22 protein-coding genes are annotated in these 23,830 nt (G+C 71.0%); 7 read left to right on the plus strand and 15 right to left on the minus strand.

Translation table 11 applies throughout. The features are described from left to right. Window positions 1-19 precede the first annotated feature (19 nt). Window positions 20-1,114, minus strand: coding sequence for an acyltransferase family protein (locus tag AB0G35_RS06015; protein WP_360944362.1), 1,095 nt, complete (start codon window positions 1,112-1,114; stop codon window positions 20-22). A gap of 268 nt (window positions 1,115-1,382) precedes the next feature. Between AB0G35_RS06015 and AB0G35_RS06020 the strand changes: the two genes are divergently transcribed. The 3 genes from AB0G35_RS06020 (at window position 1,383) to AB0G35_RS06030 (ending at window position 3,964) form a co-directional block, all read left to right on the plus strand. Continuing rightward, window positions 1,383-2,216, plus strand: a complete 834-nt coding sequence (locus tag AB0G35_RS06020) for an undecaprenyl-diphosphate phosphatase (protein WP_360944365.1) — start codon at window positions 1,383-1,385, stop codon at window positions 2,214-2,216. 107 nt (window positions 2,217-2,323) lie between these two features. Beyond that, complete coding sequence (locus AB0G35_RS06025; RefSeq protein WP_360944368.1) at window positions 2,324-3,622, plus strand: PP2C family protein-serine/threonine phosphatase; 1,299 nt, start codon at window positions 2,324-2,326, stop codon at window positions 3,620-3,622. Between the two features lie 126 nt (window positions 3,623-3,748). Further along, complete coding sequence (locus tag AB0G35_RS06030; protein WP_360944371.1) at window positions 3,749-3,964, plus strand: hypothetical protein; 216 nt, start codon at window positions 3,749-3,751, stop codon at window positions 3,962-3,964. 277 nt (window positions 3,965-4,241) lie between these two features. Here AB0G35_RS06030 and AB0G35_RS06035 read toward each other — a convergent pair whose 3' ends face one another. Further along, a complete protein-coding gene (locus AB0G35_RS06035) occupies window positions 4,242-4,400 on the minus strand; it encodes a hypothetical protein (protein ID WP_360944374.1) in 159 nt (52 codons plus the stop codon). Between the two features lie 128 nt (window positions 4,401-4,528). On the opposite strand from AB0G35_RS06035, the gene AB0G35_RS06040 reads away from it, so the two are divergent. Then, the gene (locus AB0G35_RS06040; RefSeq protein WP_360944377.1) at window positions 4,529-4,714 is read left to right on the plus strand and encodes a hypothetical protein; all 186 of its coding nucleotides are present in this window, start codon (window positions 4,529-4,531) and stop codon (window positions 4,712-4,714) included. 145 nt (window positions 4,715-4,859) lie between these two features. Beyond that, window positions 4,860-6,269 (plus strand): DUF5685 family protein, encoded by a 1,410-nt coding sequence (locus AB0G35_RS06045; RefSeq protein ID WP_360944380.1) that lies wholly within the window; start codon window positions 4,860-4,862, stop codon window positions 6,267-6,269. A gap of 274 nt (window positions 6,270-6,543) precedes the next feature. Here the strand turns inward: AB0G35_RS06045 and AB0G35_RS06050 are convergent, their stop codons facing one another. The 4 genes from AB0G35_RS06050 to AB0G35_RS06065 all read right to left on the minus strand — a co-directional run bounded on the left by AB0G35_RS06050 (window position 6,544) and on the right by AB0G35_RS06065 (window position 12,704). Next, window positions 6,544-7,371: a hypothetical protein gene (locus tag AB0G35_RS06050; protein WP_360944383.1), complete on the minus strand. Its 828-nt coding sequence runs from the start codon at window positions 7,369-7,371 to the stop codon at window positions 6,544-6,546. Continuing rightward, window positions 7,371-8,645 (minus strand): VWA domain-containing protein, encoded by a 1,275-nt coding sequence (locus AB0G35_RS06055; RefSeq protein WP_360944386.1) that lies wholly within the window; start codon window positions 8,643-8,645, stop codon window positions 7,371-7,373. The genes AB0G35_RS06050 and AB0G35_RS06055 overlap by 1 nt, the downstream gene beginning before the upstream one ends. A gap of 498 nt (window positions 8,646-9,143) precedes the next feature. Continuing rightward, window positions 9,144-10,322, minus strand: a complete 1,179-nt coding sequence (locus AB0G35_RS06060) for an aminotransferase class I/II-fold pyridoxal phosphate-dependent enzyme (RefSeq protein WP_360944389.1) — start codon at window positions 10,320-10,322, stop codon at window positions 9,144-9,146. A gap of 27 nt (window positions 10,323-10,349) precedes the next feature. Continuing rightward, complete coding sequence (locus AB0G35_RS06065) at window positions 10,350-12,704, minus strand: SpoIIE family protein phosphatase (protein ID WP_360944392.1); 2,355 nt, start codon at window positions 12,702-12,704, stop codon at window positions 10,350-10,352. Window positions 12,705-13,001: 297 nt separating this feature from the next. Between AB0G35_RS06065 and AB0G35_RS06070 the strand changes: the two genes are divergently transcribed. Further along, the gene (locus AB0G35_RS06070; protein ID WP_360944395.1) at window positions 13,002-14,972 is read left to right on the plus strand and encodes an amino acid transporter; all 1,971 of its coding nucleotides are present in this window, start codon (window positions 13,002-13,004) and stop codon (window positions 14,970-14,972) included. Window positions 14,973-14,974: 2 nt separating this feature from the next. Here AB0G35_RS06070 and AB0G35_RS06075 read toward each other — a convergent pair whose 3' ends face one another. Further along, window positions 14,975-16,639: a BBE domain-containing protein gene (locus tag AB0G35_RS06075; RefSeq protein WP_360944398.1), complete on the minus strand. Its 1,665-nt coding sequence runs from the start codon at window positions 16,637-16,639 to the stop codon at window positions 14,975-14,977. Between the two features lie 260 nt (window positions 16,640-16,899). Here AB0G35_RS06075 and AB0G35_RS06080 point away from each other — a divergent pair, with 260 nt between their 5' ends. Then, a complete protein-coding gene (locus AB0G35_RS06080) occupies window positions 16,900-18,015 on the plus strand; it encodes a CapA family protein (protein WP_360944401.1) in 1,116 nt (371 codons plus the stop codon). A 29-nt stretch (window positions 18,016-18,044) separates the two neighbouring features. On the opposite strand, the gene AB0G35_RS06085 is transcribed toward AB0G35_RS06080, so the two are convergent. From AB0G35_RS06085 to AB0G35_RS06120, 8 genes are all read right to left on the minus strand, one after another. Then, a complete protein-coding gene (locus AB0G35_RS06085) occupies window positions 18,045-19,322 on the minus strand; it encodes an acyl-CoA dehydrogenase family protein (RefSeq protein WP_360944404.1) in 1,278 nt (425 codons plus the stop codon). Window positions 19,323-19,521: 199 nt separating this feature from the next. Further along, window positions 19,522-19,980 (minus strand): Rrf2 family transcriptional regulator, encoded by a 459-nt coding sequence (locus AB0G35_RS06090; RefSeq protein WP_360944407.1) that lies wholly within the window; start codon window positions 19,978-19,980, stop codon window positions 19,522-19,524. Between the two features lie 56 nt (window positions 19,981-20,036). Beyond that, window positions 20,037-20,384 carry an Ig domain-containing protein gene (locus AB0G35_RS06095; protein ID WP_360944410.1) on the minus strand — a complete coding sequence of 116 codons (348 nt, stop codon included), beginning with the start codon at window positions 20,382-20,384 and terminating at the stop codon, window positions 20,037-20,039. A gap of 253 nt (window positions 20,385-20,637) precedes the next feature. Continuing rightward, a complete protein-coding gene (locus AB0G35_RS06100; protein WP_360944413.1) occupies window positions 20,638-20,964 on the minus strand; it encodes a plasmid stabilization protein in 327 nt (108 codons plus the stop codon). A 332-nt stretch (window positions 20,965-21,296) separates the two neighbouring features. Further along, window positions 21,297-21,713, minus strand: a complete 417-nt coding sequence (locus tag AB0G35_RS06105) for a CBS domain-containing protein (protein ID WP_360944416.1) — start codon at window positions 21,711-21,713, stop codon at window positions 21,297-21,299. A gap of 78 nt (window positions 21,714-21,791) precedes the next feature. Next, entirely contained in the window at window positions 21,792-22,349 is a 558-nt protein-coding gene (locus AB0G35_RS06110) for a hemerythrin domain-containing protein (protein ID WP_360944419.1), read from the minus strand. 429 nt (window positions 22,350-22,778) lie between these two features. Further along, window positions 22,779-23,009 (minus strand): DUF6480 family protein, encoded by a 231-nt coding sequence (locus AB0G35_RS06115; RefSeq protein WP_360944422.1) that lies wholly within the window; start codon window positions 23,007-23,009, stop codon window positions 22,779-22,781. A 344-nt stretch (window positions 23,010-23,353) separates the two neighbouring features. Further along, entirely contained in the window at window positions 23,354-23,509 is a 156-nt protein-coding gene (locus AB0G35_RS06120; RefSeq protein WP_234442379.1) for a DUF6131 family protein, read from the minus strand. Between the last annotated feature and the right edge of the window lie 321 nt (window positions 23,510-23,830).

Consider the following 23,830-nt stretch of genomic DNA (forward strand, 5'->3'; position numbering starts at 1 on the left):
AACCGCGGCCGCCGGGCACCTACCGGAAGGCCCAGCGCATCCGTGGCTCCACCGCGAACCGGAACACCCGCCGTACCGGCGGGGAGCACAGCAGCGTCACCACCACGGCGGCGATCAGCGTCACCGCGAGGTGCCCCCACGGCGTCGCGATCCAGGCGGCGTCGTACCAGTCCCACCAGCGCGAGGCCTTGGCCAGGAAGCCGTGCAGCAGATAGCCGTAGAGGGTGCCGGCGCCCAGGGTGGTGCACCACATCCGGCGCCCCGGAACCCAGGCGAGGAAGCAGGCGGTCAGCACCAGCGAGCAGCCGAACATGGCCAGCTGCATCAGCACGCCGCCCCACCACGGCGCCCCCAGCTTCTGGGCGCTGTCGGTGTGGTAGAACCACGCGTCGTTCATCCGCGGCACGGCCCAGTACGCGAACGTGGTCGCGGCCGCCACCACCGGCACGGCCGCGATCCGCACCGCCCGGCGGCGCAGCAGACGGAAGTGCTCGGGGGCCAGGCGCATGCCCAGCACGAAGAACGGCAGGAACTGCAGCACCCGTTGGAGATCGAGATCGCTGCCGACATCCGGGGAGACCGAGGCGAGCGCGGCGATCGCCAGGGCGACCGGCACCGGCAGGCGGATGATCCGCCACAGCGGTGCGGTGAGCCGCCAGATGAACAGCGCCGGCAGGAACCACGTGAGGAACCACGGATCCAGCAGGCCGACCGAGAGGTCGGGCTGATCGCCCGCCGCGTACCGGAACATCGCGTAGGCGGTCCGGAAGATGACATAGGGGACGGCGACGCCGGTGACCAGCCGCTGCAGCTGGTCGGGGCGGAAAGTGAAACTCCGGGAAAAATAACCGGAGATGACGATGAACGCCGGCATGTGGAAGGCGTAGACGACGAGGTAGAGCGCGGCCGAGGTCCGGCTCCCGGCGTAGAACGGCTCCCAGGCGTGGCCGATCGCCACCCATACGATGGCCAGGTATTTGGCGTTGTCGAAGTAGGCGTCGCGGCGGGTGCCGCCGTTTCCGCCCGCGGGCGGGGGCGTGCCTTCGGGTGCGGCCGGGGCGGGAGCGCGTGCGGAGGCGGTGGTGGAGCGGCGGCGGAGCGGGGCCGCGGTCATGGAATCGTTCCTCCCCTCGGTCGTCTACAGTGTTGTAGACCGTCCCGCACTGTAGGGGCCCGGGCGTGCCCCGCGCATCCCGGTCCGCTCCGGTCCGCCCGCCGGGCCCGCGGGGGCCTTCCCGTCGGCCCGACGGCGAAACCCCCAGTAAAGTCACTCATCGCGCCAGGGCGTGTCGTCCGGGTCGGCCCGGACGATCCACCAGACCCGCCCCATGCGCCGAGGCGTGTCTGCGCCCACCGTCCGCCCGTCCCGAGAAATGGATCCCATGAGCGCGATCAGCATCGGCCAAGCCGTCGTCCTCGGAGCCGTGGAGGGGGTGACGGAATTCCTCCCGGTCTCCTCCACCGGCCATCTCAAGATCGCCGAAGGGCTGATGGGCATCCCCGTCGACGACAAGGCCGTCGTCGGCTTCTCCGCCGTCATCCAGGTCGGCGCGATCGCCGCCGCGCTCGTCTACTTCGGCAAGGACATCGTGCGCATCGTGGGCGCGTGGTTCCGCGGGCTGGCCAACAAGGAGGAGCGCTACCACCACGACTACAAGTTCGCCTGGTGGGTGATCTTCGCCACCCTCCCGATCGTCGTCGTCGGCCTGGCCGCCAAGCCGCTGATCGAGGGCCCGCTCGCCTCCCTGTGGGTGGTGGCCGGCTCACTGATCGTCGGCAGCGGTGTGATGTGGGCCGCAGACCAGATGGGCCGCCACAAGCGCGGTGAGGACGACACCTCCCTCAAGGACGCCATGTGGGTCGGCTGCTCGCAGATCCTCGCGCTGCTCTTCCCCGGCTTCTCCCGCTCCGGCGCGACCATGTCCACCGCGCTCATCCTCGACCTGGAGCGGGTCGCCGCCACCCGGCTGTCCTTCTTCCTCGGCATCCCAGCCCTCACCGGAGCGGGGATCTACGAGCTCAAGGACGCCATCGGCTCCGGCGCCGCGGTCGCCCCGCTGGCCATCGGCACCGTCGTCTCCTTCATCGTCGCCTACGCCTCGATCGCCTGGCTGCTGAAGTTCGTCGCCAAGCACTCCTTCAACTCGTTCGTCATCTACCGCATCCTGATCGGCGCCCTCCTCTTCGGCCTGCTGGGCATGGGCGTCCTCAACTGACCCCGCGGCGGCCGCCGCGCCGGACCGCGATCCGGTCCCGCTGGTGATATGGGTGCAACACCAGCAAACCCGCCCATGGCGGGCGCAGCGCCCTGGAGGTGGCCGTAATGAACCGGGACGGCTCGGACGACGCGGGCCGGGACGCCGACGACCCCCGCGTACCGGCCCGGCTGCGCCTCATGGAGGAGGCCGCCGAACGCATCGGCACCACCCTCGACGCACAGACGACGAGTACCGAGCTGTCCCGTTTCCTGTGCCGGCACATCGGCGACGCCGCCGCGGTGGAACTCCTCCCCGAGGACGCCACCGCGGCCCGCCGGCCCGGCGAGGCCCCCGCACTGCGCCGGGTGGCCTCGGCCGGCCTGGTCAAGGTGCTCGAAGCACGCTTCCCCGGCGACGACCCGGAGCGCCCGGACGCCGGCTCACCCCTCCGGCGTGCCCTGGCCGAGGACCGCCCCGTCGCCGCCCGGGCCGTCCTGTCCGGCGGAATGTCCGCCCAGGCCCTCGCGGTGCCGCTGTCCGCCCACGGCCGCCGCCACGGCGTACTGCTCCTTCTCCGCGCCGGCGGCAGCTTCAGCGAGGACGAGACCGCCACCGTCCGCCATGCGGCCCGCCTGGCCGCCGCCCATCTCGCCCACGCCCGTCGGCACTCCTCGGTGCAGCGCACCGCGATGGACCTCCAACGGGCGCTGCTGGCCGAACCGGGCCGCCCGCACCCCAACCTCGACCTCGCCACCCGCTACCTCCCCTCCGGCAGCAGCGCGCTCGTCGGCGGCGACTGGTTCGAAACCGTCCGGCTGCACTACGGGCGCACCCTGCTCGTCATGGGCGACGTCATGGGCCACGGACTCGACGCCGCGGTCGACATGAACGCCTACCGCTCCAGCCTCCGCTACGTAGCCTCGACCGATCTGCCGCCCCACCGCGTCCTGCGCCAGCTCGACACCGCGGTGGCCGAGGACGAATCCCGCCGCCCGGCGACCTGCCTGCTCGCCCGGATCGACCCGGCCCGCGGCATCGCCGCGTTCGCCAGCGCCGGCCACCTCTCCCCGGTGGTCTTCGGCGGCGACCGCACCGCCGACCTCCTCCGGGTCCCGGTAGGCCCGCCCCTGGGCACCGGCGCCGGCGGCTACGAACAGATCACCCGCCCCCTGACCCCCGACGACACCCTGCTGATGTTCACCGACGGCCTGGTCGAACGCCGTGGTGAGGACATCGACACCTCGCTCTCCCGGCTCGCCCGGTTGCGCCTGCCCGCCGGAGCCGACGTCGAGCAGGTCCTCGACGAGGTCCTCGATCACCTTGACGGCCTGCACGCCGAGGACGACGTCGCCGTCCTCGCCGCCCGGATCCGCCGCCACCCGGGGCCCCCGGCTCCGGAGGACACTGACGCCGCCGTGCACTGACGGAGCGTCAGAGGACCGGCTGCCGACCCCCGTTGGCACCCCGGGGACGTACCGGCAGGCGGTGTGGAGGAAGATGCCCAGGTGGCAAACCACGCAGAGACCAAGGACGTTGTGAGGCCGAAGACCATGAGCAGGAGCACGGGGATAACGCTCGCGGCCGCCGTACTGCCCTTCCTCGCCCTGGCGGTTCTCCTCGGGCGCACGGACGCGGACAGCGCCTCCGGGGCACGCAACGAGGGCCCGGCCTATCCGGGGCCGCATCCCACCATGATCGGCTACCTGCACGAGGAGGAAGGCAAGGACGACTGGATGGTGCTCGTCCCTGCCGAGGCCAAACGGTGAGGACACCGCCCCTGCCGGCCCAACCGGGCGCGGCGAACCGCTCGTTGCGGAACGAACAACCCGCCCCGAGGAACGAGGGCCGGCCTCCCATCGCCCGATGACCACGGTATTGATCATCGGTGCGGGAGACATGGGCGAGCGGGTCGCCGACGGACGGGCCGCCGGCGGCCGGGTGCGGCGTCTCCGGGTGGCGGGCCGGTCCGCCGCGCGCGACGCCGTGGCGACGCCCGTGGCCACAGCCCGCGACTGCCGCGTGGAGGCGCCCCGGCTCGCCGCATCACGGCCCGACGAGGCTGCCGAGCTGCTCACCACCACCCGCCCCGACCTGGTCGTGCACCGCGCCTCGCTGCGCGGCCCCTGGGCGACGTCCGACCGCCCCGACCCGACCGCCCGAGCCGTCGCCGCCGCCGGTCTCGGCCTGCGCCCGCCCTGCCAACTCCCGCTCCTCGTCTCCGTGATACGGGCCGGCCCGGCGGCTACCCGGTCCGCATCGTCGACGGATCCGTCACGCCGGACCTCCCACCGGGACTCTCCGAAGCCGACGCGATCGCCTTCAACGAGGACATGGCCGGCGGCGACGGCATCGAGCGCATCGACGACGACGGCACCGTCCACCTCACCGCCGCCAGCCACCAGGCCGTCGCCGACCGCGCGCCGGACCTGGCCGACCTCCTCGCCCTCGACGACCTCGCGCACCGCGCGGCCCGCGCGGCCCGGCTCGACGCCGTACTCGCCCGGCACGCCACCTGACCGAAGCGGCCCTGACCGGCCCTGACCGGGCCTGGCAGGGCCTGACAGGGGGTGCCCCAGGTCAGCGGCACGGTCGGTACGATCTTCAACCGGTGCCGCCGTGCGTCGCGGCAGCACCGTTCCGACGTTTTACGGGGGATCGCACATGTTCGGAATCGTCAGGCCCTGCAGCCATCGCCTGTCCCAAGGGCTCAAGGCCGAATGGATGGCCCACCTCTGCGGTCTGTGCCTCGCGCTGCGCGGCGACCACGGACAGTTCGCCCGGGTCGTCACCAACTACGACGGGCTGATCGTCTCCGTCCTGACGGACGCTCAGGCCGGCCGTACGGAGGACCGCAGGCGCACCGCCGGCCCCTGCCCGCTCCGCGGTATGCGCACCGCCTCCGTGGCACAGGGCGAGGGCGCACGGCTCGCCGCCTCGGTGTCCCTGGTGCTCGCCTCGGCGAAGATACGCGACCACGTCGCCGACCGGAACGGTCTGCTGCGCCGCCGCCCGGTGGCCGCCGCCGCGCGCCGGGTCGCCGCGGGCTGGGACCGGGCCGGGGCCCGCACCGGCGCCACCCTCGGCTTCGACACCTCCGTCCTCGTCGACGCGGTCGACCGCCAGCCGGCCATCGAGCAACTGGCCGGACCCGGCACGCCGTTGACGGTCATCACCGAACCGACCGAGACCGCGACCGCCGCCGCCTTCGCCCACACCGCCGTCCTCGCCGGGCGCCCCGGGAACGCCGCGCCACTGGCCGAGGCCGGCCGGCTCTTCGGGCGGCTAGCCCATCTCCTCGACGCTGTGGAGGACCGGGCCGCGGACGCCGCCGAGGGCGCCTGGAACCCGCTCACCGCGACCGGCGCGAGCACCGCCGAGGCCCGCCGGCTCTGCGACGACGCGCTGCACGGCATCCGCCTCGCCCTGCGCGACGTGGAGTTCACCGACTCCGCGCTGGTGCACGTGCTGCTGGTGCACGAACTCCGCCGGTCGGTGGACCGCGCCTTCGGCACTACGGCCTGTTCCCACCAGGGGCACGGCCGGCAGCTCTCGTACGGGCAGCCTCCGCAGTACGGGCAGCCTCCGCAGTACGGTCAGCCTCCGCAGTACGGTCAGCCTCCCCAGTATGGTCAGCCGCCGCAGTACGGTCAGGCTCCGGCCGGTGGAGCGTACGCGCCGACCGGTGGGCCGTACGCCTATGGCCCGCAGGTGAACGCCCCGCAGAACCCCTACGCGGGGGGATCGGTACCGCCTGGTGGCCACGGCGGTGGATACGGCGGCGGTCATGGTGGCGGCGGCAATAGCGGCAATAGCGGCAATGGCGGGGACGGCGGCGGACTGCCGCGCTTCCCGCACCAGCCGAAGAAGCCCCGGGGCTTCTTCGCGGGCTGCGCGGTGGCCATCGGCCTGTGCTGCACCTGCAAGGTGTGCTGCGCGGACGAGTTCGAGGGCCCCTGGTCGCGCAAGAAGCGCGACGGATGCTGCCAGTCCTGCGACGGCTGCGACGGTGGCTGTGACGGTTGCGGCGGATGCGACTGCTGTGACTGCTGCAGCTGCTGTGACTGCGGCTGAGGCATCGGCGGCTGAGGTTGCGGCGGCTGAGGTCGCGGCGGATGAAGTGCCAACCGCTCAAGCACCGCGTCACGAGGCCGCCATACCTGGCTGCCTGGCGAGACCGACCAACGGGACTGACCGACGAGACTGACTGACGGGGCCGACCGGCGAGGCCGACTGACGGGGCTGACCGACGAGGCTGTCTGACGTGGCTCCGTGAGGGGCCCAGTGACAAACGGGGCGGTCACGGCGGTGTGCCGTGACCGCCCCGCCGTCGGGTGCGGCTCGAAGCTCAGGCGCCCGGCGGCACCCGAGACGGGCGGCCGGAGCCGCGGGTGACGGAATAGCCGGCGATGCCGCCGAGCGCCGCGAGCAGCCCGCCGGCCGCGGTCCACAGCCAGCGGTCCGACCACCAGCCGGAGGACCAGCCACCGTCCGGCTCCGCCATGGCCGCCGGCCGCGGCGACGGCGTCGCCCCGTCGGCCTGCGGCGTGGCCGTACCAGCCCCCGGCACCAGGGGGGCGGCGAGCGAGCCGTCCACCGCCTGGGCGCCACCCTGGTCCGCGGTGCCCGCCTCGACCTTCGCATGGACCGGCAGCCCCAGATCCTCTTGCGGAAGATCGACGACCGTCAAGCGAACGTAATAGCTGCCGGGCAGCGGGTCGTTGGCCCACGGCTCCGCCCAGGCCCGCACCGTGCGCAGCGTGCAGGTCAGCTCGACGGAACCGGCGTCCTGGGCCGCGGCCTTGGTCGGTGCCCCGTATTTGCAGGGCTGCCGCCGGCGCAGCCCGTCGTAGACGTCCAGCTGCCAGGTGGCCGCACCGTGCCGGGCGGCGGCCGGCAGCGTCACCGTGGCGGTGACCGTGGCGCGCTGTCCCGCGTCGACCGGCAGCACCCAGTAGAGGTAGTCACCGGTGGACGCATCGGCCGTCGCCGGCTGGCCGGACTTGATGGCGGTCGCCGTACGGAACGAGGTCCCGGCCTCGGTCGGCCCCGCCTCCGTGCTCGCGCTCGCGCTCGGACTCGGCGTCGCGGTGTCGGCGACCGCGGGCCCCGCCACGCCGAGGAGACCCGCTCCGGCCAGCGCGGCGGTCATCAGCATCCTGCGTACGGTGCGCATCAGTTGGTCCTCCAGACGGAGACGCGCCAACGGGAGATCCAGCCCCAGACCAGACCGGCCACCAGCCCGGTGAGGGCCAGCGTGATCAGCAGCCACCAGCCGTGGCCGAGACCGAAGAACGCCGCGTCGGAGGCGTCACTCGGGCCGTCGACCACATCGACGGCCAGCTCGACCGGCATACCGGGCTCGGTCTTGACCGAAGCCGGCGCCGAGAAGGAGTTGCTGACCTGGAGGCAGACGGTCTTCGCCGGCGGCTCGTCCGCCCCGTCCGGCGCATCGGCCGGCGGCACGGGGTAACGCAGCCCGGAGGAGATCACATCGGTCCGCCCGTCACCCGCCTCCACGCCGCGGACCAGCTCCCGTCCCCGGTCCGTCGAGGCCCGCAGCAGAACCCCGTAATCGTTGTTGACGGCACGGTCGGCGGCGACGCTCACCGAGGCCCGGAGCTCCTGGCCGGGCCGGACGTCGACCCGGTACCAGCGGTGCTCGGCGAACTTCTCGCGGTCGCTGTAGAGCCCCGGCTTCAACTTCGGCGCGCCCGCGCAGCTCTGCGCCCCCTCGGTCGCCACCGGCGTGACGACCGGGTCAGCCGTCCGCTCCACCAACTGGTGCACACGATCGCGAAGTTGCTTTTTGTGCTGCACCGACGTGTACGTCCCGCCGGTCGCCTCGGCGATACAGCTCAGCTGCCTACGGGTCTTGGCGTCCGGCAGCAGACCGAGCGTGTCGACGGTGAGGTGGATGCCCTGCGCGGCGATGTCCCGGGCCACCTGGCACGGGTCGAGCGGGGCGCAGGTGTCCTCGCCGTCGGTGATCAGCACGATCCGGCGGGACCCCTCCCCACCCTTGAGGTCGTGCGCCGCACCCTGCAGGGCGGGGCCGATCGGCGTCCATCCGGTGGGCGTGAGCGTCGCCACCGCGGTCTTCGCCTCGGTCCGGTCGAGCGGCCCGACGGGGTAGAGCTGACGGGTGTCCTTGCAGCCGGTCTTCCGGTCGTCACCGTGGTAGTCGGCGCCGAGCGTCCGTATGCCGAGCTGCACGCCGTCCGGAACGGCGTCCAGCACCTCGTTGAACGCCTGCTTCGCGGCGGACATCCGGCTCTGGCCGTCGATGTCACGGGCTCGCATCGAGCCGCTGACGTCGAGGGTCAGCTCCACCTTGGGAGCGGTCTTCGCATCCGGTTCGCCGGCGCTGGCGGGTGTGGGAAGGAGGGCGACAGCCATCGCGGCCAACAGCCCGCACACCCCGGCCGCCAGCCGTTTTCTTGTGATCATCGCTGGATCGTATGGAGAAATCCGCCCCAGTCCAAAACGGTCGCCGGGGGCGGCTGCGAGGGGAGTTGAAGCCCCGGCACGGGGGTGACCGTGCGCACCCCGGGGCTGCTGGAGGCCCGGCTGCTGAGGGCCTGCCGACTGGAGGTGTGCGGGTGTGCGGGTCTGCGGGTGTGCGCGTGTGCGCGCGTGTGGGTGTGGGTGTGGGTGTGTGGGTCTGCGGACTGGAGGCTTGCCGAACGGGCCGCGTGTCGGCTGGAGCATGTGGCTCGGAGGCGTGCGGGCTGGAGGTGTGACGTCCCGTGGTGCGCCGACCGGAGCGTGCTGCCCGAAGGCGTTCCCGACCGGAGCGTGCTGCCCGAAGGCGTTCCCGACCGGAGGCGTGCTCCCCGGCCGCTGCCGACGCCTTGGTTCGTGCCGCGGTCCGGTCCAGCGCAGCCCGTCGCCTCCCGGCTCGCGTCCGCATCAGCCCAGCCCGTCGCCTCCCGGCCCGCATCCGCTTCAGCTCAGCGCGTCGGCCATCCGTCCGACCGCCTCGGTGAGCACCTCGGGGGAGGTCGCCAGGTTGAGTCGCACATGGCCGGTCCCGCCGGTGCCGAAGTCCGGGCCGGGGCTGAGGGCGACCCTGCCGCGCTCCAGGAAGAACGCGGCGGGATTGTCGCCGAGGCCGAGCGGACGGCAGTCGAGCCAGGCGAGGAAGGTGCCCGCGGCCGGCCGGTAGCGGATCCCGGGCAGCCGCTCGGCCAGCAACCGGGCGAGCAGTTGGCGGTTCTCGTCGAGTCCCGCGCGCAGCGTGTCCAGCCAGCCGCCGCCGTCCCGCAGCGCGGCCGTGTGCGCGAGGACGCCTACATGGCTCGGGCCGTGGCTGACTTCCTCCGGCATCCGCGCCAGCTCCCCGGCGGCCTCCGGACCGGCGACGGCCAGCGCGGCCTTGAGCCCCGCGAGGTTCCACGCCTTGGACGCCGACATGAGCGAGAAGCCGCGCTCCGCGCCCGGCACGCTCAAGTACGGGACGAAGGCAGCGTTCAGCGCCACCACCGGTGCGTGGATCTCATCCGCGACGACCCGCACGCCGTACTCGTCCGCCAACGCCGCTACCGCCGCCAACTCCTCGGCGCTGTGCACCGTCCCGGTCGGGTTGTGCGGGCTGCACAACAGGTACGCGGCCCGGCCACGGCCCGCAACGGCATCCCGGAACGCCCCTTGCAGCGCATCGACGTCGATCCGCAGATCGGCACCCAGCGGGGCCTCCACGACCCGCCGGTCCATATGCGTGAGGAACTGGTAGAACGGCGGATACACCGGGCAGTTGACGACCACCGGGTCGCCCGGCCGGGTGACCAGCTTCAGCACCTCGACGATGCCCAGCATCACATCGGGCACGATCGCCGTGCGCTCCACGGCGAGGCCGTCCCAGCCCCATCGCTCGCGGGCGAAACCGGCCAGCGCCCGGGCGTACGCCGTCCCGGCCGGATAGCCGGTGTCGCCGAGCGCGACCGCATCCGTGATCGCCCGGACGACCGGTGCGGCCAGCGGTACGTCCATCTCGGCCACCCACAACGGCAGCACATCGGCCGGATATGTACGCCACTTCATGCTCGTCCGCCGCCGCAGCGCGTCGATCGAGAGCGCACGCAGCGGGTTCGCGTCGGCGGGAACGTCGGGTGACCTGGGCTCCATGAGTCAACGATAGGCGCGTCGGCCCGTTCAGGCGGCGGTGAGCACCAGCGCGGCCTGGTCGTCGTCGGTGTCATCACCGGCGAACGCCGTGACCGCCGCCGTGACGGACTCCAGGAGCGCGGTGGCAGAGGGAGCCGGACCGCGCACCGCGACCAGCGCATCGGCCAGGCGCTGCTCCTCGAAGAACTCGCCGTCGGCGGCACGCGCCTCGGTGATGCCGTCGGTGACCAGCACCAGGCTGTCGCCCGGGGACAGCACCACTTGGCGCGGGCCCCCGCCGACGCCGGGCGCGATGCCCAACAACTGCCCCGGCTCGGCGAGTTGCTCCACCGTGCCGTTGGCCCGGCGTATGAGGGGCGGCACATGTCCGGCGCGTATCAGGTCCAGGACGAGCCGCCCATCCTCGCGCCGCAGTTCGCCGTATATCAGGGAGACGAAGGTGTCCTCGTTCGTGCCCTCGATGAGCGCGTCGTTGATGGCCGCGACGACGGCCGCCGGGTCGTGCAGAAGGCGCGCCGCGGCCCGCGCCGTGTGGCGGACCATGCCGGTCGTGGTGGCCGCCGCCGCACCGCGCCCGCAGACGTCGCCGATGATCAGCCCCCAGCGGTCGTCGGGCAGCGGGAAGACGTCGTAGAAGTCCCCACCGACGTCGAGCCCTTCGCCAGCGGGGTGGTACGACGCCGCCAGCTCGGCGCCCGGCACGGCCGGCAGTTCGGGCGGTAGCAGACCGGCCTGCAACTCACGGGCCAGCCGGACCCGGTCGGTGAACTGGTGGGCGTTGTCGGCACTCGACGCGGCCCGTCGCGCCAGCTCCTCGGCCAGCGCGATGACATGCCCGTCCAGCTCCCGGCCCATGGCCAGCAGGGTCAGCACCCCGAACGCACGGCCGCGGATGGCCAACGGGACACACCCGTAGGCGGTGAGGGCGGACCGACCGGCGGCGGCGCCGGCACGGGGACCGGGTCCGGGCCGGGCGCGGCTGTCGGGGCCGTCGAGGCGGGTGCGGGTGTCGGCGCTGTCGAGGCCGGTGCGGTCGTCCGGGCCGTCGAGGTCGATGCGGTCGTCAGGGCCGTCAAGGTCAGTGCGGTTGCCGGCGTGGGTGAGGACGTCGGCAGGACCGGGACCGCCGTCTCGCCCAGGACGACTGCCGAGGCCGGTGGCGCCGCTCTCGGGACCGGCGGCACGGATAAGGCCCGTCTCGGTGCTGCCGGAGGCCAGCACCCGGGCGACCGCGTCGTCGATCTCGTCGCTCAGCCCGGGGGCGGCCAGCAGGCTCTCGCCGTCCGGGTCGTCCGAGGCCACCGCGATCCGGTGGGTATGGCCGTCCTCGACGACGTGCACCGTGCACAGCGGCGCCAGCGAGGGCACGGTCAGCCGGGCCAGACACTGCAGGCAGTCGAAGTAGTGCGGCTCGCGGGTGATGGCGGTGCTGGCGTCCAGTACGAACGCAAGGTCCTCCCGGGCCTCCTTCTCCCGCTCCTGAGCGGCCTGACCGGCCTCCAGCGCACGGCGGCGCTCGATTGCCAGGGCCGCGATCCGGGCGAACGCCCCACTCAGCGCCACGTCCTTGTCGTCCGGCGCCTTCGGGGTGCGGTGGTACATCGCGAACGTGCCCAGCAGCTCACCGTCGGCGCCCATGATCGGGGTGGACCAGCAGGCCGCGACCCCGGCCTGCCGCGCCAGCTCCTGGTACCCGTTCCACCGCGGGTCGGTGGCGATGTCCGTGACGATCACCGGAGCCCGCAGATACGCGGCGGTACCGCAGGAACCCACGTCCGGCCCGATGGCGACCCCGTCGATCGCCTCGTTGTAGAAGGCGGGCAGGCTGGGCCCGGCACCGTGCCGCAGGTGCACCCCGTCGGGATCGGCGAGCAGCACCGAGACGATCAGGTCCGGGGAGAACTCCTCGATCGTCCGGGCCATCCCGGTCAGGATCTCGCCGAGCGGCGCGTCGCGCGCGATCCGCTCCAGCAGCACCCGCTGCTCGGCGGCGAGGATCTGGGCGTCGTGGGAGGCGGTGGTGTCCACCGCGATCACGACCACCCCGTCGACCGTGCCGTCCGCGTCCCGCCGCGGTTCGTAGGTGAAGTCGAAGTAGCCCTCCCGCTCCGCTCCCGGCGCGCCGAGCACCAGCCGGCCACCCCGGGCCCGGTAGGCGGTGCCGGTCCGGTACACCTCATCGAGCCGGTTCAGTACACCCTGCGGGCCCAGCTCGGGCAACAGCTCACCGATCGGGACGCCGATCTGTCCCCGGCCGCCGCCGACCGCCTCCAGGAACGCCGGATTCGCCGCCTCCAGCCGGTGCCGCGGACCGCTCAGCGCAGCGAAGATCACCGGAGCCTGGTCGAAGAGGTCCTCGTACTCCGTGCTCCGCCTGCGCATGGATCGGATACGTTCGGTGACCGATCCGAGGCGATCCGTGGACATGGCAGGGTGCCCTCTCATGCATTCTCCGATTGCGCCGTCGCGCCTTCCCTTAACTCTGACATATCGGGCATATACCCATCTGGTCCGGGCGGTGATCCGACTCCGCCACCCCGCGTCGCCCGGTGGACCCACCTGCCGGAATCCCGCCGCGGCACGCCGGGCGCCGCCACGCCGCCGGCCACCGGGTTCCGTACGCTGACCTGGCCGTCTCGCCGTTGGCTGGACGCTTTCGCGGCACGACAGGAGCGCACGATGCCCCCCTCCACCCCCGCGGGCTCTTTCCCCCCGTCCGGACCGCGGCAGCGCCTGCGGGCATGGTTGCTGGAGGGCCTGACCGATATGGCCAAGCGCCATCCCGGTCCGCACGCCGGCCCGCAGAGCGCCCACCATGGCCAGCGGTGGTGGCGGGTGATGTGCCTGACGGGTGTCGACTACTTCTCCACCCTCGGCTACCAGCCGGGAATCGCCGCCCTGGCGGCCGGGCTGCTCTCGCCCGTGGCCACGCTCGTCCTGGTCCTGGTGACGCTGGCCGGGGCCCTGCCGGTGTACCGCCGGGTGGCGAAGGAAAGCCCGCACGGCCAGGGGTCTATCGCGATGCTGGAGCGGCTGCTGTCCTTCTGGAAGGGGAAGCTGTTCGTCCTCACCCTGCTCGGCTTCGCGGCCACCGACTTCCTGATCACGATCACCCTCTCCGCGGCCGACGCCGCTACCCACCTGGTGGAGAACCCGCACCTCACCAGCGTCCTGCACGGCGAGGAAGTGCTCATCACGCTCCTCCTGGTCGCCCTGCTCGGTGCGGTCTTCCTCAAGGGCTTCCTGGAGGCGATCGGCGTGGCGATCGTCCTGGTCGGGATCTACCTCGGCCTCAATGCGGTGGTCGTGGTGGTAGGCCTGGGGCACGTCCTTTCCGCACCGCACGTCGTGACCGACTGGACCCAGGCCCTGACCACCGAGCACGGCAACGGCCTCGCGATGATCGGCGTGGCCCTCCTGGTCTTTCCGAAACTGGCCCTGGGTCTGTCCGGCTTCGAGACCGGCGTGGCGGTGATGCCCCACATCGAAGGCGAGACCGGCGACACGGAGGAGCGCCCCACCGGGCGGATCCGCGGCGCGAAGAAGCTGCTCACCACGGCCGCCGTGATCATGAGCGTCTTCCTGATCATCACCAGCTTCGTCACCACCCTGCTGATCCCCGAGGCTGCCTTCAAACCCGGCGGCCCGGCAAACGGGCGCGCGCTGGCGTACCTCGCCCACGAGTACCTGGGCTCCGCCTTCGGCTCCGTCTACGACATCTCCACCATCGCCATCCTCTGGTTCGCCGGCGCCTCGGCCATGGCCGGACTGCTGAACCTCATGCCCCAGTACCTGCCGCGCTACGGCATGGCGCCCCACTGGGCACGGGCCGTGCGCCCGATGGTGCTGGTCTTCACCGCGGTCGCGTTCCTGGTGACCTGGATCTTCGACGCTAACGTGGACGCCCAGGGCGGCGCCTACGCCACGGGTGTGCTGGTGCTCATCAGCTCCGCAGCGATCGCGGTGACCATTGCCGCCCGGCGGAGCGGGGAGCGCGGCTGGGCCATCGGCTTCGCCGTGATCGCGGCGGTGTTCCTCTACACGACCGTGGCGAACGTGATCGAGCGGCCCGACGGGGTGAAGATCGGTGCCTGTTTCATCGCCGGCATCATCCTGCTGTCGCTCCTCTCCCGGCTTGCCCGGGCCTTCGAGCTGCGCGTGACCAGCGTCGTGCTCGACGACATGTCCGAGCGGTTCATCCGCGACGTGGCCCACCGCGAGATCCGGTTCATCGCGAACGAACCCGACCAGCGTGACGTGGCCGAATACCGCGACAAGCTCCAGCAGATCCGCACCGACAACGACCTGCCGGCCGACGACGACTTCATCTTCGTCGAGGTCACCGTCAGCGACCCGTCCGAGTTCGAGAGCGAGCTGCGGGTCCACGGCGAGGTCCTCCACAACCGCTATCGCGTGCTCGCCCTCGAAAGCTCCACCATTTCCAACGCACTGGCCGCGCTGCTGCTGCACGTGCGCGACCAGACGGGCAAGCGCCCGCACATCTACTTCGAGTGGACCGAAGGCAATCCCTTCGCGCAGTTCCTCCGTTTCTTCCTCTTCGGCCAGGGTGAAGTCGCCCCCGTCACCCGCGAGGTCCTCCGCGAAGCCGAACCCGACCGTTCCCGTCGCCCCCGTGTCCATGTCGGCTGACCTCAGCGGGTGAACGGCTGGACGGACTGGGCATGGCGGAAGACGTTGCGCGGGTCCCAGTACTCCTTGACCTCCTGCAGACGTGTGTAGTTGGCGCCGTAGTACAGACGGTGTGAGGGCTCGCCGGAGGTGTTCCACTCGGGATCGTCGAGATCGGTGTCCGGGTAGTTGATGTAACACCCGTCGGTCACCGGTGCCGGCCGATCGTCCGCCGGGGGGCCGTGGGGCGCCAGCACCGGAACCCCGCCCGTGTCGGCATGGACATCGCGGTAGAACTCGCGGATCCAACGGAGATGCGGCGCCGCGATCGACGGGTCGGCGTCGGCATCGTGGTGGTTGGCGACACCGTCCTTGTTGACGTCCCGCTTCCAGCTCCAATACGTCTGGTACTGCAGCTTCAGCACCGAACTGCGCTGGTACACCGCCGTGTCGGCGCTGTCGGGGAGATTGATCGCGCCGCCGTAGGAGTCGACCTGAAGCAGCGCTTGCGGATTGTCGTAGTCCGCACGGGTCAGATGGCTGAAGATGGCGTCGAGCTGCCCCTCGGTGAATCCCCGCGTCATATATGCCGACTTGTATTTGCCGCACTGGTTGTCACCGGAGCCGTTGAGCGTCTGGGTCGCCGTCAGCCAGGGCAGCCGGGTCGGCACATGCAGTCCGCCCATGGGTGCGTGTTCGCCCATCCGCCGGTCCATGGGCGTCGGGTCGACGCCCAGGTCCTGGGTGATCCAGTCCAGGAAGGCGTTGAGCCGCTGCACGCTGTCCGGCCTGGTGGCGTCCAGCTGGGTGATCAACCCGACCTTGCCGTTGGCGCGGTGGTTCAGCTTCAGCAGGGTGAACATGTCGGTGAAGTCGCCGCGGAGCGATTTCGGGAGCCGCGGGGTGTTCTCGTACTCGAAGAACAGCCCGTAGTTGCGCACCAGGGACTTGAAGCGCTCCGGCTGGTCCTTGAGCTCCTCCCATGGCCAGGCGATGGCATGCAGCAGGACCTGCCCCGGGGGCTTGGGCAGCCCCTTGAACCAGTACCGCGTGACCACACCGAAGTTGCCGCCGCCCCCGCCGGTGTGCGCCCACCACAGATCCCGCAGTTCCGGCTCGGGGGAGTCGCGGCGCGCGACCACCACCTCGGCGTGCTGCCCGTCGCGGACGACGACGACCTCGACCGCGTAGAGATAGTCCACCGTCAGCCCGTGCTGCCGGGACAGCAGGCCGTACCCACCTCCCGAGACATGGCCGCCGGCGCCGACGGAGTAGCACGACCCGCCGGGCAGTGCCACGCCGAACGGTGCGTAGAGATGCGTGGCGACATGCCAGTTGGTGGCACCGGACTCGACGCAGTACGCGCCCATCTCCTGGTCCAGATAGGCCCGGTCCATCTGCCCGAGGTCGAGAATGACGCCCACGTCCGCACCGCAGACGAAGTTCTCGTAGCAATGGCCTCCCGAGCGGATCGTGAGGCGGCGACCGAGGCTCTCGTCGGAGCGGTGATCCGCCAGGTACTTGTTGAGCGCCGCGACGACCTCGCCGGTCGAGCCGATCACGGACACATAGTCAGGTGTCGCGATGAAGCGTTGGTTGAAGCCCCTTCTCAGCGCCTCGTAGCGCGCGTCCCCCGGCACTACTTCGGTACCGATCTCGGTGCCGGCACTGATCTGATACGCGGCCATGGTGGCCTCCCTACGACGATGGATCGATGGCGGGGTCTGACGGCTGCAGGCACCCACGCGCCACCGCGTAGGCAACTCTGCGTATCCGTCACCCCTCGTTTGATTACTATCCGTGATCGCCGTGTGGCTGTGAATGCCCGGAAGGTGTACGTCCGCTGGCGTCATGTTGACGCCCGGCCGCGGAGGTCCGGCCGGCCCGTGCCCGGCCTGGGGCGACCGGCGCTCCACCCCCGGTCCTGGGCTGGTCCTAGCCTGGAAGGGTGGACGGTGACCTGGTCACGGTGTTCCTGTGCGGGGATGTGATGCTCGGCCGCGGAGTCGACCAGATCCTCCCTTACCCGGGCGACCCCGCGCTGCGCGAGGGGTACCTCCACGACGCCCGTGCCTACGTCGAACTCGCCGAGGCGGCGAACGGGCCGATTCCCCGTCCGGTCGACTTCGCCTGGCCGTGGGGTGAGGCGCTACCCGTCCTCGACGAGGCCGCCCCCGCAGCTCGGGTGATCAATCTGGAAACCAGCGTCACGTGCAGCGGCACCTTCGCGCCCGGCAAGGAAGTCCACTACCGGATGAACCCCGCCAATCTCCCGTGCTTGGCCCTCGCACGTCCCGACGTCTGCGTGCTGGCCAACAACCACGTCCTGGACTTCGGCCGCGACGGACTGGTGGAGACGCTCGACGTCCTGGCCGGCGCGGGGCTGCGGACGGCGGGTGCCGGAGCGGACGCCGACGCGGCACGGCGTCCGGCGATCGTCCCCCTCGACGGCGACCAACGCCTCCTTGTCTTCTCGTTCGGCCTGCCGACCAGCGGTATCCCCTTCTCCTGGGCCGCGGCCGTGGACCGGAGTGGGGTGGCGTTCCTCTCCGAAGCGTCGGAAACCGCGGCCACGGGCCTGGCCGCACGCGTCCGGCAGATCAAGCGGCCGGGCGACATCGCCATCGCCTCGGTCCATTGGGGCCCCAACTGGGGCTACGGCGTCTCCCGCAGCGAGGCCGCCTTCGCACGACTGCTCCTCGACGGCGGCGTCGACGTCGTCCACGGACACTCCTCGCACCACCCGCGCAGCCTGGAGACCTACCACGGAAAGCTGGTGATCCACGGGTGCGGCGACTTCATCGACGACTACGAGGGGATCACCGGCTACGAGCAGTACCGGGACGACCTGCGCCTGCTCTTCCTGGTCTCGTTGGAGCAGCCGACCGGCAGGCTCCACGACGTACGCATCGTTCCCCTCCAGGCCCACAAGATGCGCCTGCGGCACCCGTCCGTCCGCGACTGCGGCTGGCTGCAACGGCTCCTCGACCACATCAGCACGGGCTTCCGTCCCTGCTCCACCGCAGAAGGGGACGGCCACACGCTCACCCTCCGACCGCTGTGAGGCCGACGGTGCGGGGGCGTGGGAGTGCCTCAGATGTGCAGCGTCAGTGGTGGATGGGTCCCGTTCAGGTAGTGGTCGCCGATATCGCGCAGCCTGTGGGTGGGTGAGCCCTGGGCGGTCAGTACACGGGCATTGCGCCAGAAGCGGTCGAACCCCGGGCCGTCCGCGGGGGCGTCGGCGCCGTCGGTGAGCTCCAGGATGCGGGTGGTGATCTCCAGTGTGGACTTGCTCGTGATCGCCTCGGCCGCGGCCACGAGCACCGCGATGTCCGCGCGCTGATCGACATCGAGCTCCTGCCCCATGAGGAGCCCCCTCGCCAGCGCTTCGGTGGCGGGCTCGACGACCGCCGCCGCGGTGTGCGCGGCGGCCACCAGCTCCCCGTAGGCGAGGAGGAGATAGGGATCGCTTCCGGGGCGCCGCTCGAAGACGCCGCCGTCCGGGTCGGCGGGCGGCCAGGTGCGCGGTGCGGTACGGCTGAAGTCCCGGGCCTCGGCCAGCGTTCCTTCGGCGATGCCCAGGCAGACGTGGACCAGGGCGAGCCGGAGCGCCAGCGGGGCGAGCGTGGAGAACGGGGAGACATCGTGTTCGTCGTGCGGCATGGTCCCGAGGACCTGGTCCACCTGCACCGGTACGCCGTCGAAATCGACGCTGCCGGCTCCGGTGAGCCGCTGGCCGAGGCGGTCGTGCGCCGGGACCGCCGTGACACGGGGCTCGGTTGGGTCCACCCGAACGATCAGTGCCTCCCCGGTCGCGGTGCAGGCCGCGCTCACTACCAGTTGGTCGGCCACCGTGACGCCCGCCGGGAAAGCTCGGCGACCGTGGAGGACATATCCGGTCTCGGTGGGTGTGAGGGTGAGGTCGGGCCCGGTCTCCGTCTCCTGTTCCGGGTCCGTGCCTGACAGATCGATGCTCCCTCCCCAGAGCCACTGCCCGGTTCCCGCTTGGCGCTCGATCCGGTCGGCCTGCTCGGGCGAACCGAAGAAGCGGGCGCTCCACGAGAGCGCGCAGTGCCTCCCCAGGAGCTCCCCGATGGAGCTGTCGGCCGCCGCGATCTCCCGGATGACCGCACACGCCGTACGCCAGTCGGTACCCCACTGGGACGGCCCCGGCGGCAGCAGCAGTGCCGGCAGGCCGGCTTCGCGCAGCCGGGAGAGCTCGTCGAACGGAGGCTTGCCGGCCCGGTCGCGGGCGATCGCGTCGACGGCGAGATCTTCCGCGACCTCACGGGTGACGCGTGGCCAGATGGCGTCGTCCGCCGTGCCGTTGACCTGTGGGGCGGCGGGGCATGCTGCGGACTTCTTCGGCATGGCGCCGGTCACCGTCCTGTCGGGTGGTCTGGCGGTCGGTTTCCCTAGTTTTCCCACTGAATTAGTAGGGAATGATGATGCGCCCGTACTCCCGTTGCGGCAAGGCGCGTTCAAGGCGTGGACAGCCGAATCTTGTCATCCGGACGTGAATTGCGGCTCCGCGGCCGGTTCCGGGTGTGCGGCGACGAGGGCTACCGCCTCAGGGGTTCGTCCAGGAGGCGGGGTCTTCGGCCAGTGCGGATACCCGGCTGGGTAGATCCGCCGAGGCGACATCGGCGAGGGAGACCCCGTCGAGGATCTGCCGGACGTTGGCGCGGAGGGCGACCCAGAGTGGCAGCAGGGACTCCGCAGGGCCGGTATAGGACAACTCCGGCGGGCGGACACCGCGTACGGATACCAAGGGCCCGTCGACGACGCGGATGACATCCGCGATGCTGATGGACTCAGGGGCCTTGGCCAGGCGGTAGCCGCCGTTACCACCGCGCTGGCTGAGGACGAGTCCGCCGCGGCGCATATCGTTCAGAATGCCTTCGAGGAACTTGTGCGGAATGGCCTGGGCATCCGCGATGGCCTCCGCCTTGAGCGGTCCTGCGTCCCGGGCGTGAGCGAGTTGCAGCGCGGCGCGCACCGCGTAGTCCGCTCTGGCTGAAATCCGCATGCTCGCATTATTCCGCAGTGCCTCCGAGGGTCGGGCCGGGTGGCCCGAGAGGCCGGTCAGCGGTCGACCGTCACTTCGAAGTGCTTGGGGGCGGCCCCCTCTGCGGTCACGGTGAAGGACGCGGTCCCCGCCGCATCGCCCGCCACCAACGGTGGGGTCTGTGCGTACCCCTGGGAGTCGGTGTCGAGCGTGACGGTGGTGTCTCCGCCCTCGAAGAGGACCTGCTGCGTCGTGGACAGCCAGGCGAACGTCACCGACGCATCGGTCACGGGGAGACCGCTCCTGCGGTCGACGAGTCGCGCCTTCAGTGGGTGGGCGAAGGTCTGGTGTGGGCCGGCGTGCTGCCCCGTGCCTCCGGCCGGCTCGATGGCCACCGTCAGGTCCGTGCCCGCTTCCCGATCCATTGCGCCTCCTCGTTTCCATGGCCCTGAACGGTCTGTTGGGGCAGAGGCCGCGGCCCCGCCGTCACTCGAACGGGTGTTTTCTACCCCGCCCACGGCGAATTGCTTGCGCACGCGGGTTTTTTCGGTGCAGGCTTTACAGCGGATGCAATGAATCGATCGAAGGGGACTTACATGTCCAACACCCTTGAAGGCAGCCAGAGTTACGGGATCGTGGGACCACAGGGACAGCGTCTGCGGGTGGTCGTGATGCTGGTCAGCGGCCGAGTGCCTTGCGGAGCTCGTCCTTGTTCATCGAGGAGCGGCCGTCGATGTTGCGCTTCTTGGCCTCCTCGTAGAGCTGGTCCTTGGTGGGGCCCTGGGTGCCGCGGTGGGAGCGCTCGCCACCCCGCTGCGGCGCGGACTTCTTGTCCCGCGTGGATACCTTGCTGGCGGTCTTGGACTCGCCGGACCGGGCGCGTTCCTTGTTCACGGTCCGGGCGGCGATCTCCTTGGCCCGCTTCGTCGACTCGCCTCGTTGCTCGGCGCCTTCCTTGATGTGCTCGTACTGGCGCTCACGCTTCTTGCTCGAACCTGCAGGCATGATGGCTCCTTGACCGGTTGGTGTGTCGTTCGTCGGCCGGCCGCTCTTAAGGGGTGGCCAACGGTGACCCCTTCAGTTCACCCCGTTCGGCGGCAGCGTGCGAGGCAGAGCGGCCGATCGGGCGGGTGCGTCTCCTGGGGCGGAGGCGGCAGGTTGGGGAGCCGGCGTGTTGCCCCGCCGGCCGCACCATCTTGCCCGCCAGAGCAGCCCGCCGTCGGCCCCCGGCGGGCGCACCGGCCGCCCGTCGGACGACGGCAGGTGCGGCGAAGAGGGAGGCGCAGAGGGAGGTGAAGAGGGAGGGGTCGAGGTGGGCGCGTCGAGGTGTGGTCGGGTCAGTCGGTGGAGAGCGCTTCGAGGAGTTCGCCGACCTGCGGGTCGGGGAGCGCGCGGGCGACATCCGCCAGAGCCGCCATGCCGACGAGGCGATGACCGTCGATGACCGGCAGGCGGCGGACCTTGTGACGGGCCATGGTTGCGAAGATCTCGTCGGCTCCGTCGTCGGCACCGATGGTGACCGCTTCGCCCTGGGCGAGTTCCCCGGCCCTGGTCTGCTGCGGGTCCAAGTTCTTGCCCAGCACCTTCACGACGACGTCGCGGTCGGTCAGGACGCCCTTGAGCTTGTCGTCCGTGCCGCAGATCGGCAGCGCTCCGACGCCGAGGGAGGTCAGCTTGCGAGCCGCTTCGAGGATGCTGTCGTTGGCGCCGATGCATTCCGCACCCGGCGACATGATGTCGCGTGCCACAGGCATGACTGTTCGTCCTTCCTTGAGGAGGGATCTGGGATATGAGGAGCGATCTGGGACAGGGGGAGGTGATTGCCGTGCGGGCTACCGGCCTCGGCCGGTGACGTAGTCGCGCACCCGGTCCACCAGGCCCAGGCCGGGAGCCAGCAGCTTGTTGGCCGGCGGTGTGCTCGGGGCCATGGGGTGGGCGCGGGTCGGGGCGGTCTTCTTCGCCTCGCGGACCTTCCGGCCGAGACTTTCCAGGACATAGGGGTGGACGCCGTCCCGCAGCTGGGGGAAGAGGTGGTTCTCCTCGTCCTCTACGTGCGCGGTGACCTCGGTGCGCAGCTCGCGTACGAGGCGGTCGAAGTCGGTGTCGTCGGCCTCGCGTCTTTCGATCTCCTTCAGGAGCTGCTCGACGCGGAGGTGATCGGCGATCTCCTTGTCCGCCAGCATCCCGCCGTTCTCCAGATGGTCGCGTACGGCCGGGTAGAGGTGTTCCTCTTCGGCAACGGAGTGGCGCACCAGCTCGATGGTCAGGGCGTCCAGGAGCCGTTTGCGGGCGCTGCTGCCGGGCGCCGCGTTGTCGAACTGCTCGAAGAGGTCATCGACCTCCCGATGGTCCGCGGTCAGCTCCGCGATGACGTCCTCGCCGTGCTCCATGATCTGTCCTGTCCCTCCGGGTGACCCGGGCGCAGCCGGCCCGTTGCCAGGCGCACCAGAGCAACGGATTCCCGAGTCGTCCGGCGGATAACGTCAAGTCCGGGGAATTGCGTCGGATGCCGGGGTGACGGCCGCGGTAGGGGAGGGCGGGTCGGCTGGGGCCTCTCCACTGGGTGCGTTGGCTGATGGCCTCCCACCGGATACGTGCCACCGGTGCGGTGGGCCGATGGGTTCCGCCGGGCGCGTGCCGTCGGGTGGGGCCGGCTGATGTCTGCCCATCGGGATCGGCTGATGTCTGCCCATCGGGTACCTGCCGCCGGGCGTGGTCGGCCGGCGCGTGGACCGGGTGCGGCTGGCTGGCGCCTGGTGGTCGGAGCGTGCGGCCAGAGGTGCCTGGGTGGGTGCGCGGCGGCTCTGGTTAGCGTCTGCTTAGCGAGCCATGATCACGGCGTAGGCGATGAAGAACCCCGCGCAGAGGACGACGACGATGCCGAGGATGATGGCCGGGCCCTTGGCCCATCCGCGGGTGGGGAGGTCGCGGGGGCCGGTCTCCGAGCCCGTGCTGTCCTCGCCCGGCGGGGTTTCGCCCGGCGGCACGCCGCCTCCGGGGCCAAGGCCCGGTGTTTCGCGAGGATCCGGATCAGGGTGGTGAGTGCTCATACCGGGAGTTTGCCCGAAAAAGACCGATTTCACCGAGTGGGGTGGGTGGGCGAAGAGGGGAGGGGGTGGTGTGGGCGGTCGGTGCGGTTGGTGTGGCGGGCGTGGTGGGGGTGGGCACGGTGGGGGTGGTCAGGGGCGGTGGGCACGGTCGGGGTGCGTGGGTGGGGGAGGGGGCGGGAGAAGGGGAGGTAAATGTCGCGTCTTCGGGTTTCGTCGTAGACGCTGGGGAAGGCCTGCAACCGCGATCTTTGCGTCCCGAAAGTCCTCCGCCATCGTGGGGGTGGCGGAGGACTTTCGGGTCCTTGGCCCGCAGGCGGTGTTCCATTCCGCTTGCGGGCGTGGCGCTACCAGTAGTGCCGTCGGCCGGCTACTGCGTGGCCCATCGCCCCGAGAACCCAGAGGATCGCCCCGATCACTGCCAGGATGATTCCGATGGTCCACAGGATGCCGATACCGGTCACGAACCCGATGACCAGCAAGATAATTCCGAGAACGATCACGATGTGCTCCGATCTCGCATATGTTTCCCCCTTAACTGTGGTCCTGGTGTGACGCAGGGGCAACTTATGTAGTCGGCGGGTGTGGAGCCACTGGGAGGGGTGCTGGCGTGATCGCGGTGGGTGAGCGGGCAGGGAATTCTGGGGATCGTTGACCTTTAGGGACTGGCCGACGGAAAGGGTGATGCCATCCAAGGGGTTATTGCGATCCAAGGGGCGATGCGATCCAGCGGGTGATGCGATCGGCTGCCGATCGCCCGCTTTAATTTCCGTACGTCGGCCGCGGGTCGGCGTATGTGCGCCGCATTCGGTCTTTAGTGTGCC

The sequence above is a fragment of the Streptomyces sp. NPDC021749 genome (genome assembly GCF_040640655.1).
GTDB lineage: Bacteria > Actinomycetota > Actinomycetes > Streptomycetales > Streptomycetaceae > Streptomyces.

Excerpts from the sequence above, each read along its gene's own strand:
- AB0G35_RS06040 (WP_360944377.1), top strand. The coding sequence starts at position 4,529 with ATGGCCGGCGGCGACGGCATCGAGCGCATCGACGACGACGGCACCGTC.
- AB0G35_RS06050 (WP_360944383.1), bottom strand. The coding sequence starts at position 7,371 with ATGCGCACCGTACGCAGGATGCTGATGACCGCCGCGCTGGCCGGAGCG.
- AB0G35_RS06075 (WP_360944398.1), bottom strand. The coding sequence starts at position 16,639 with ATGGCCGCGTATCAGATCAGTGCCGGCACCGAGATCGGTACCGAAGTA.
- AB0G35_RS06060 (WP_360944389.1), bottom strand. The coding sequence starts at position 10,322 with ATGGAGCCCAGGTCACCCGACGTTCCCGCCGACGCGAACCCGCTGCGT.
- AB0G35_RS06090 (WP_360944407.1), bottom strand. The coding sequence starts at position 19,980 with ATGCGGATTTCAGCCAGAGCGGACTACGCGGTGCGCGCCGCGCTGCAA.
- AB0G35_RS06105 (WP_360944416.1), bottom strand. The coding sequence starts at position 21,713 with ATGCCTGTGGCACGCGACATCATGTCGCCGGGTGCGGAATGCATCGGC.
- AB0G35_RS06055 (WP_360944386.1), bottom strand. The coding sequence starts at position 8,645 with ATGATCACAAGAAAACGGCTGGCGGCCGGGGTGTGCGGGCTGTTGGCC.
- AB0G35_RS06115 (WP_360944422.1), bottom strand. The coding sequence starts at position 23,009 with ATGAGCACTCACCACCCTGATCCGGATCCTCGCGAAACACCGGGCCTT.
- AB0G35_RS06015 (WP_360944362.1), bottom strand. The coding sequence starts at position 1,114 with ATGACCGCGGCCCCGCTCCGCCGCCGCTCCACCACCGCCTCCGCACGC.
- AB0G35_RS06085 (WP_360944404.1), bottom strand. The coding sequence starts at position 19,322 with ATGCCGAAGAAGTCCGCAGCATGCCCCGCCGCCCCACAGGTCAACGGC.
- AB0G35_RS06030 (WP_360944371.1), top strand. The coding sequence starts at position 3,749 with ATGAGCAGGAGCACGGGGATAACGCTCGCGGCCGCCGTACTGCCCTTC.
- AB0G35_RS06095 (WP_360944410.1), bottom strand. The coding sequence starts at position 20,384 with ATGGATCGGGAAGCGGGCACGGACCTGACGGTGGCCATCGAGCCGGCC.
- AB0G35_RS06045 (WP_360944380.1), top strand. The coding sequence starts at position 4,860 with ATGTTCGGAATCGTCAGGCCCTGCAGCCATCGCCTGTCCCAAGGGCTC.
- AB0G35_RS06110 (WP_360944419.1), bottom strand. The coding sequence starts at position 22,349 with ATGGAGCACGGCGAGGACGTCATCGCGGAGCTGACCGCGGACCATCGG.
- AB0G35_RS06020 (WP_360944365.1), top strand. The coding sequence starts at position 1,383 with ATGAGCGCGATCAGCATCGGCCAAGCCGTCGTCCTCGGAGCCGTGGAG.
- AB0G35_RS06065 (WP_360944392.1), bottom strand. The coding sequence starts at position 12,704 with ATGCGCAGGCGGAGCACGGAGTACGAGGACCTCTTCGACCAGGCTCCG.
- AB0G35_RS06070 (WP_360944395.1), top strand. The coding sequence starts at position 13,002 with ATGCCCCCCTCCACCCCCGCGGGCTCTTTCCCCCCGTCCGGACCGCGG.
- AB0G35_RS06100 (WP_360944413.1), bottom strand. The coding sequence starts at position 20,964 with ATGCCTGCAGGTTCGAGCAAGAAGCGTGAGCGCCAGTACGAGCACATC.
- AB0G35_RS06025 (WP_360944368.1), top strand. The coding sequence starts at position 2,324 with ATGAACCGGGACGGCTCGGACGACGCGGGCCGGGACGCCGACGACCCC.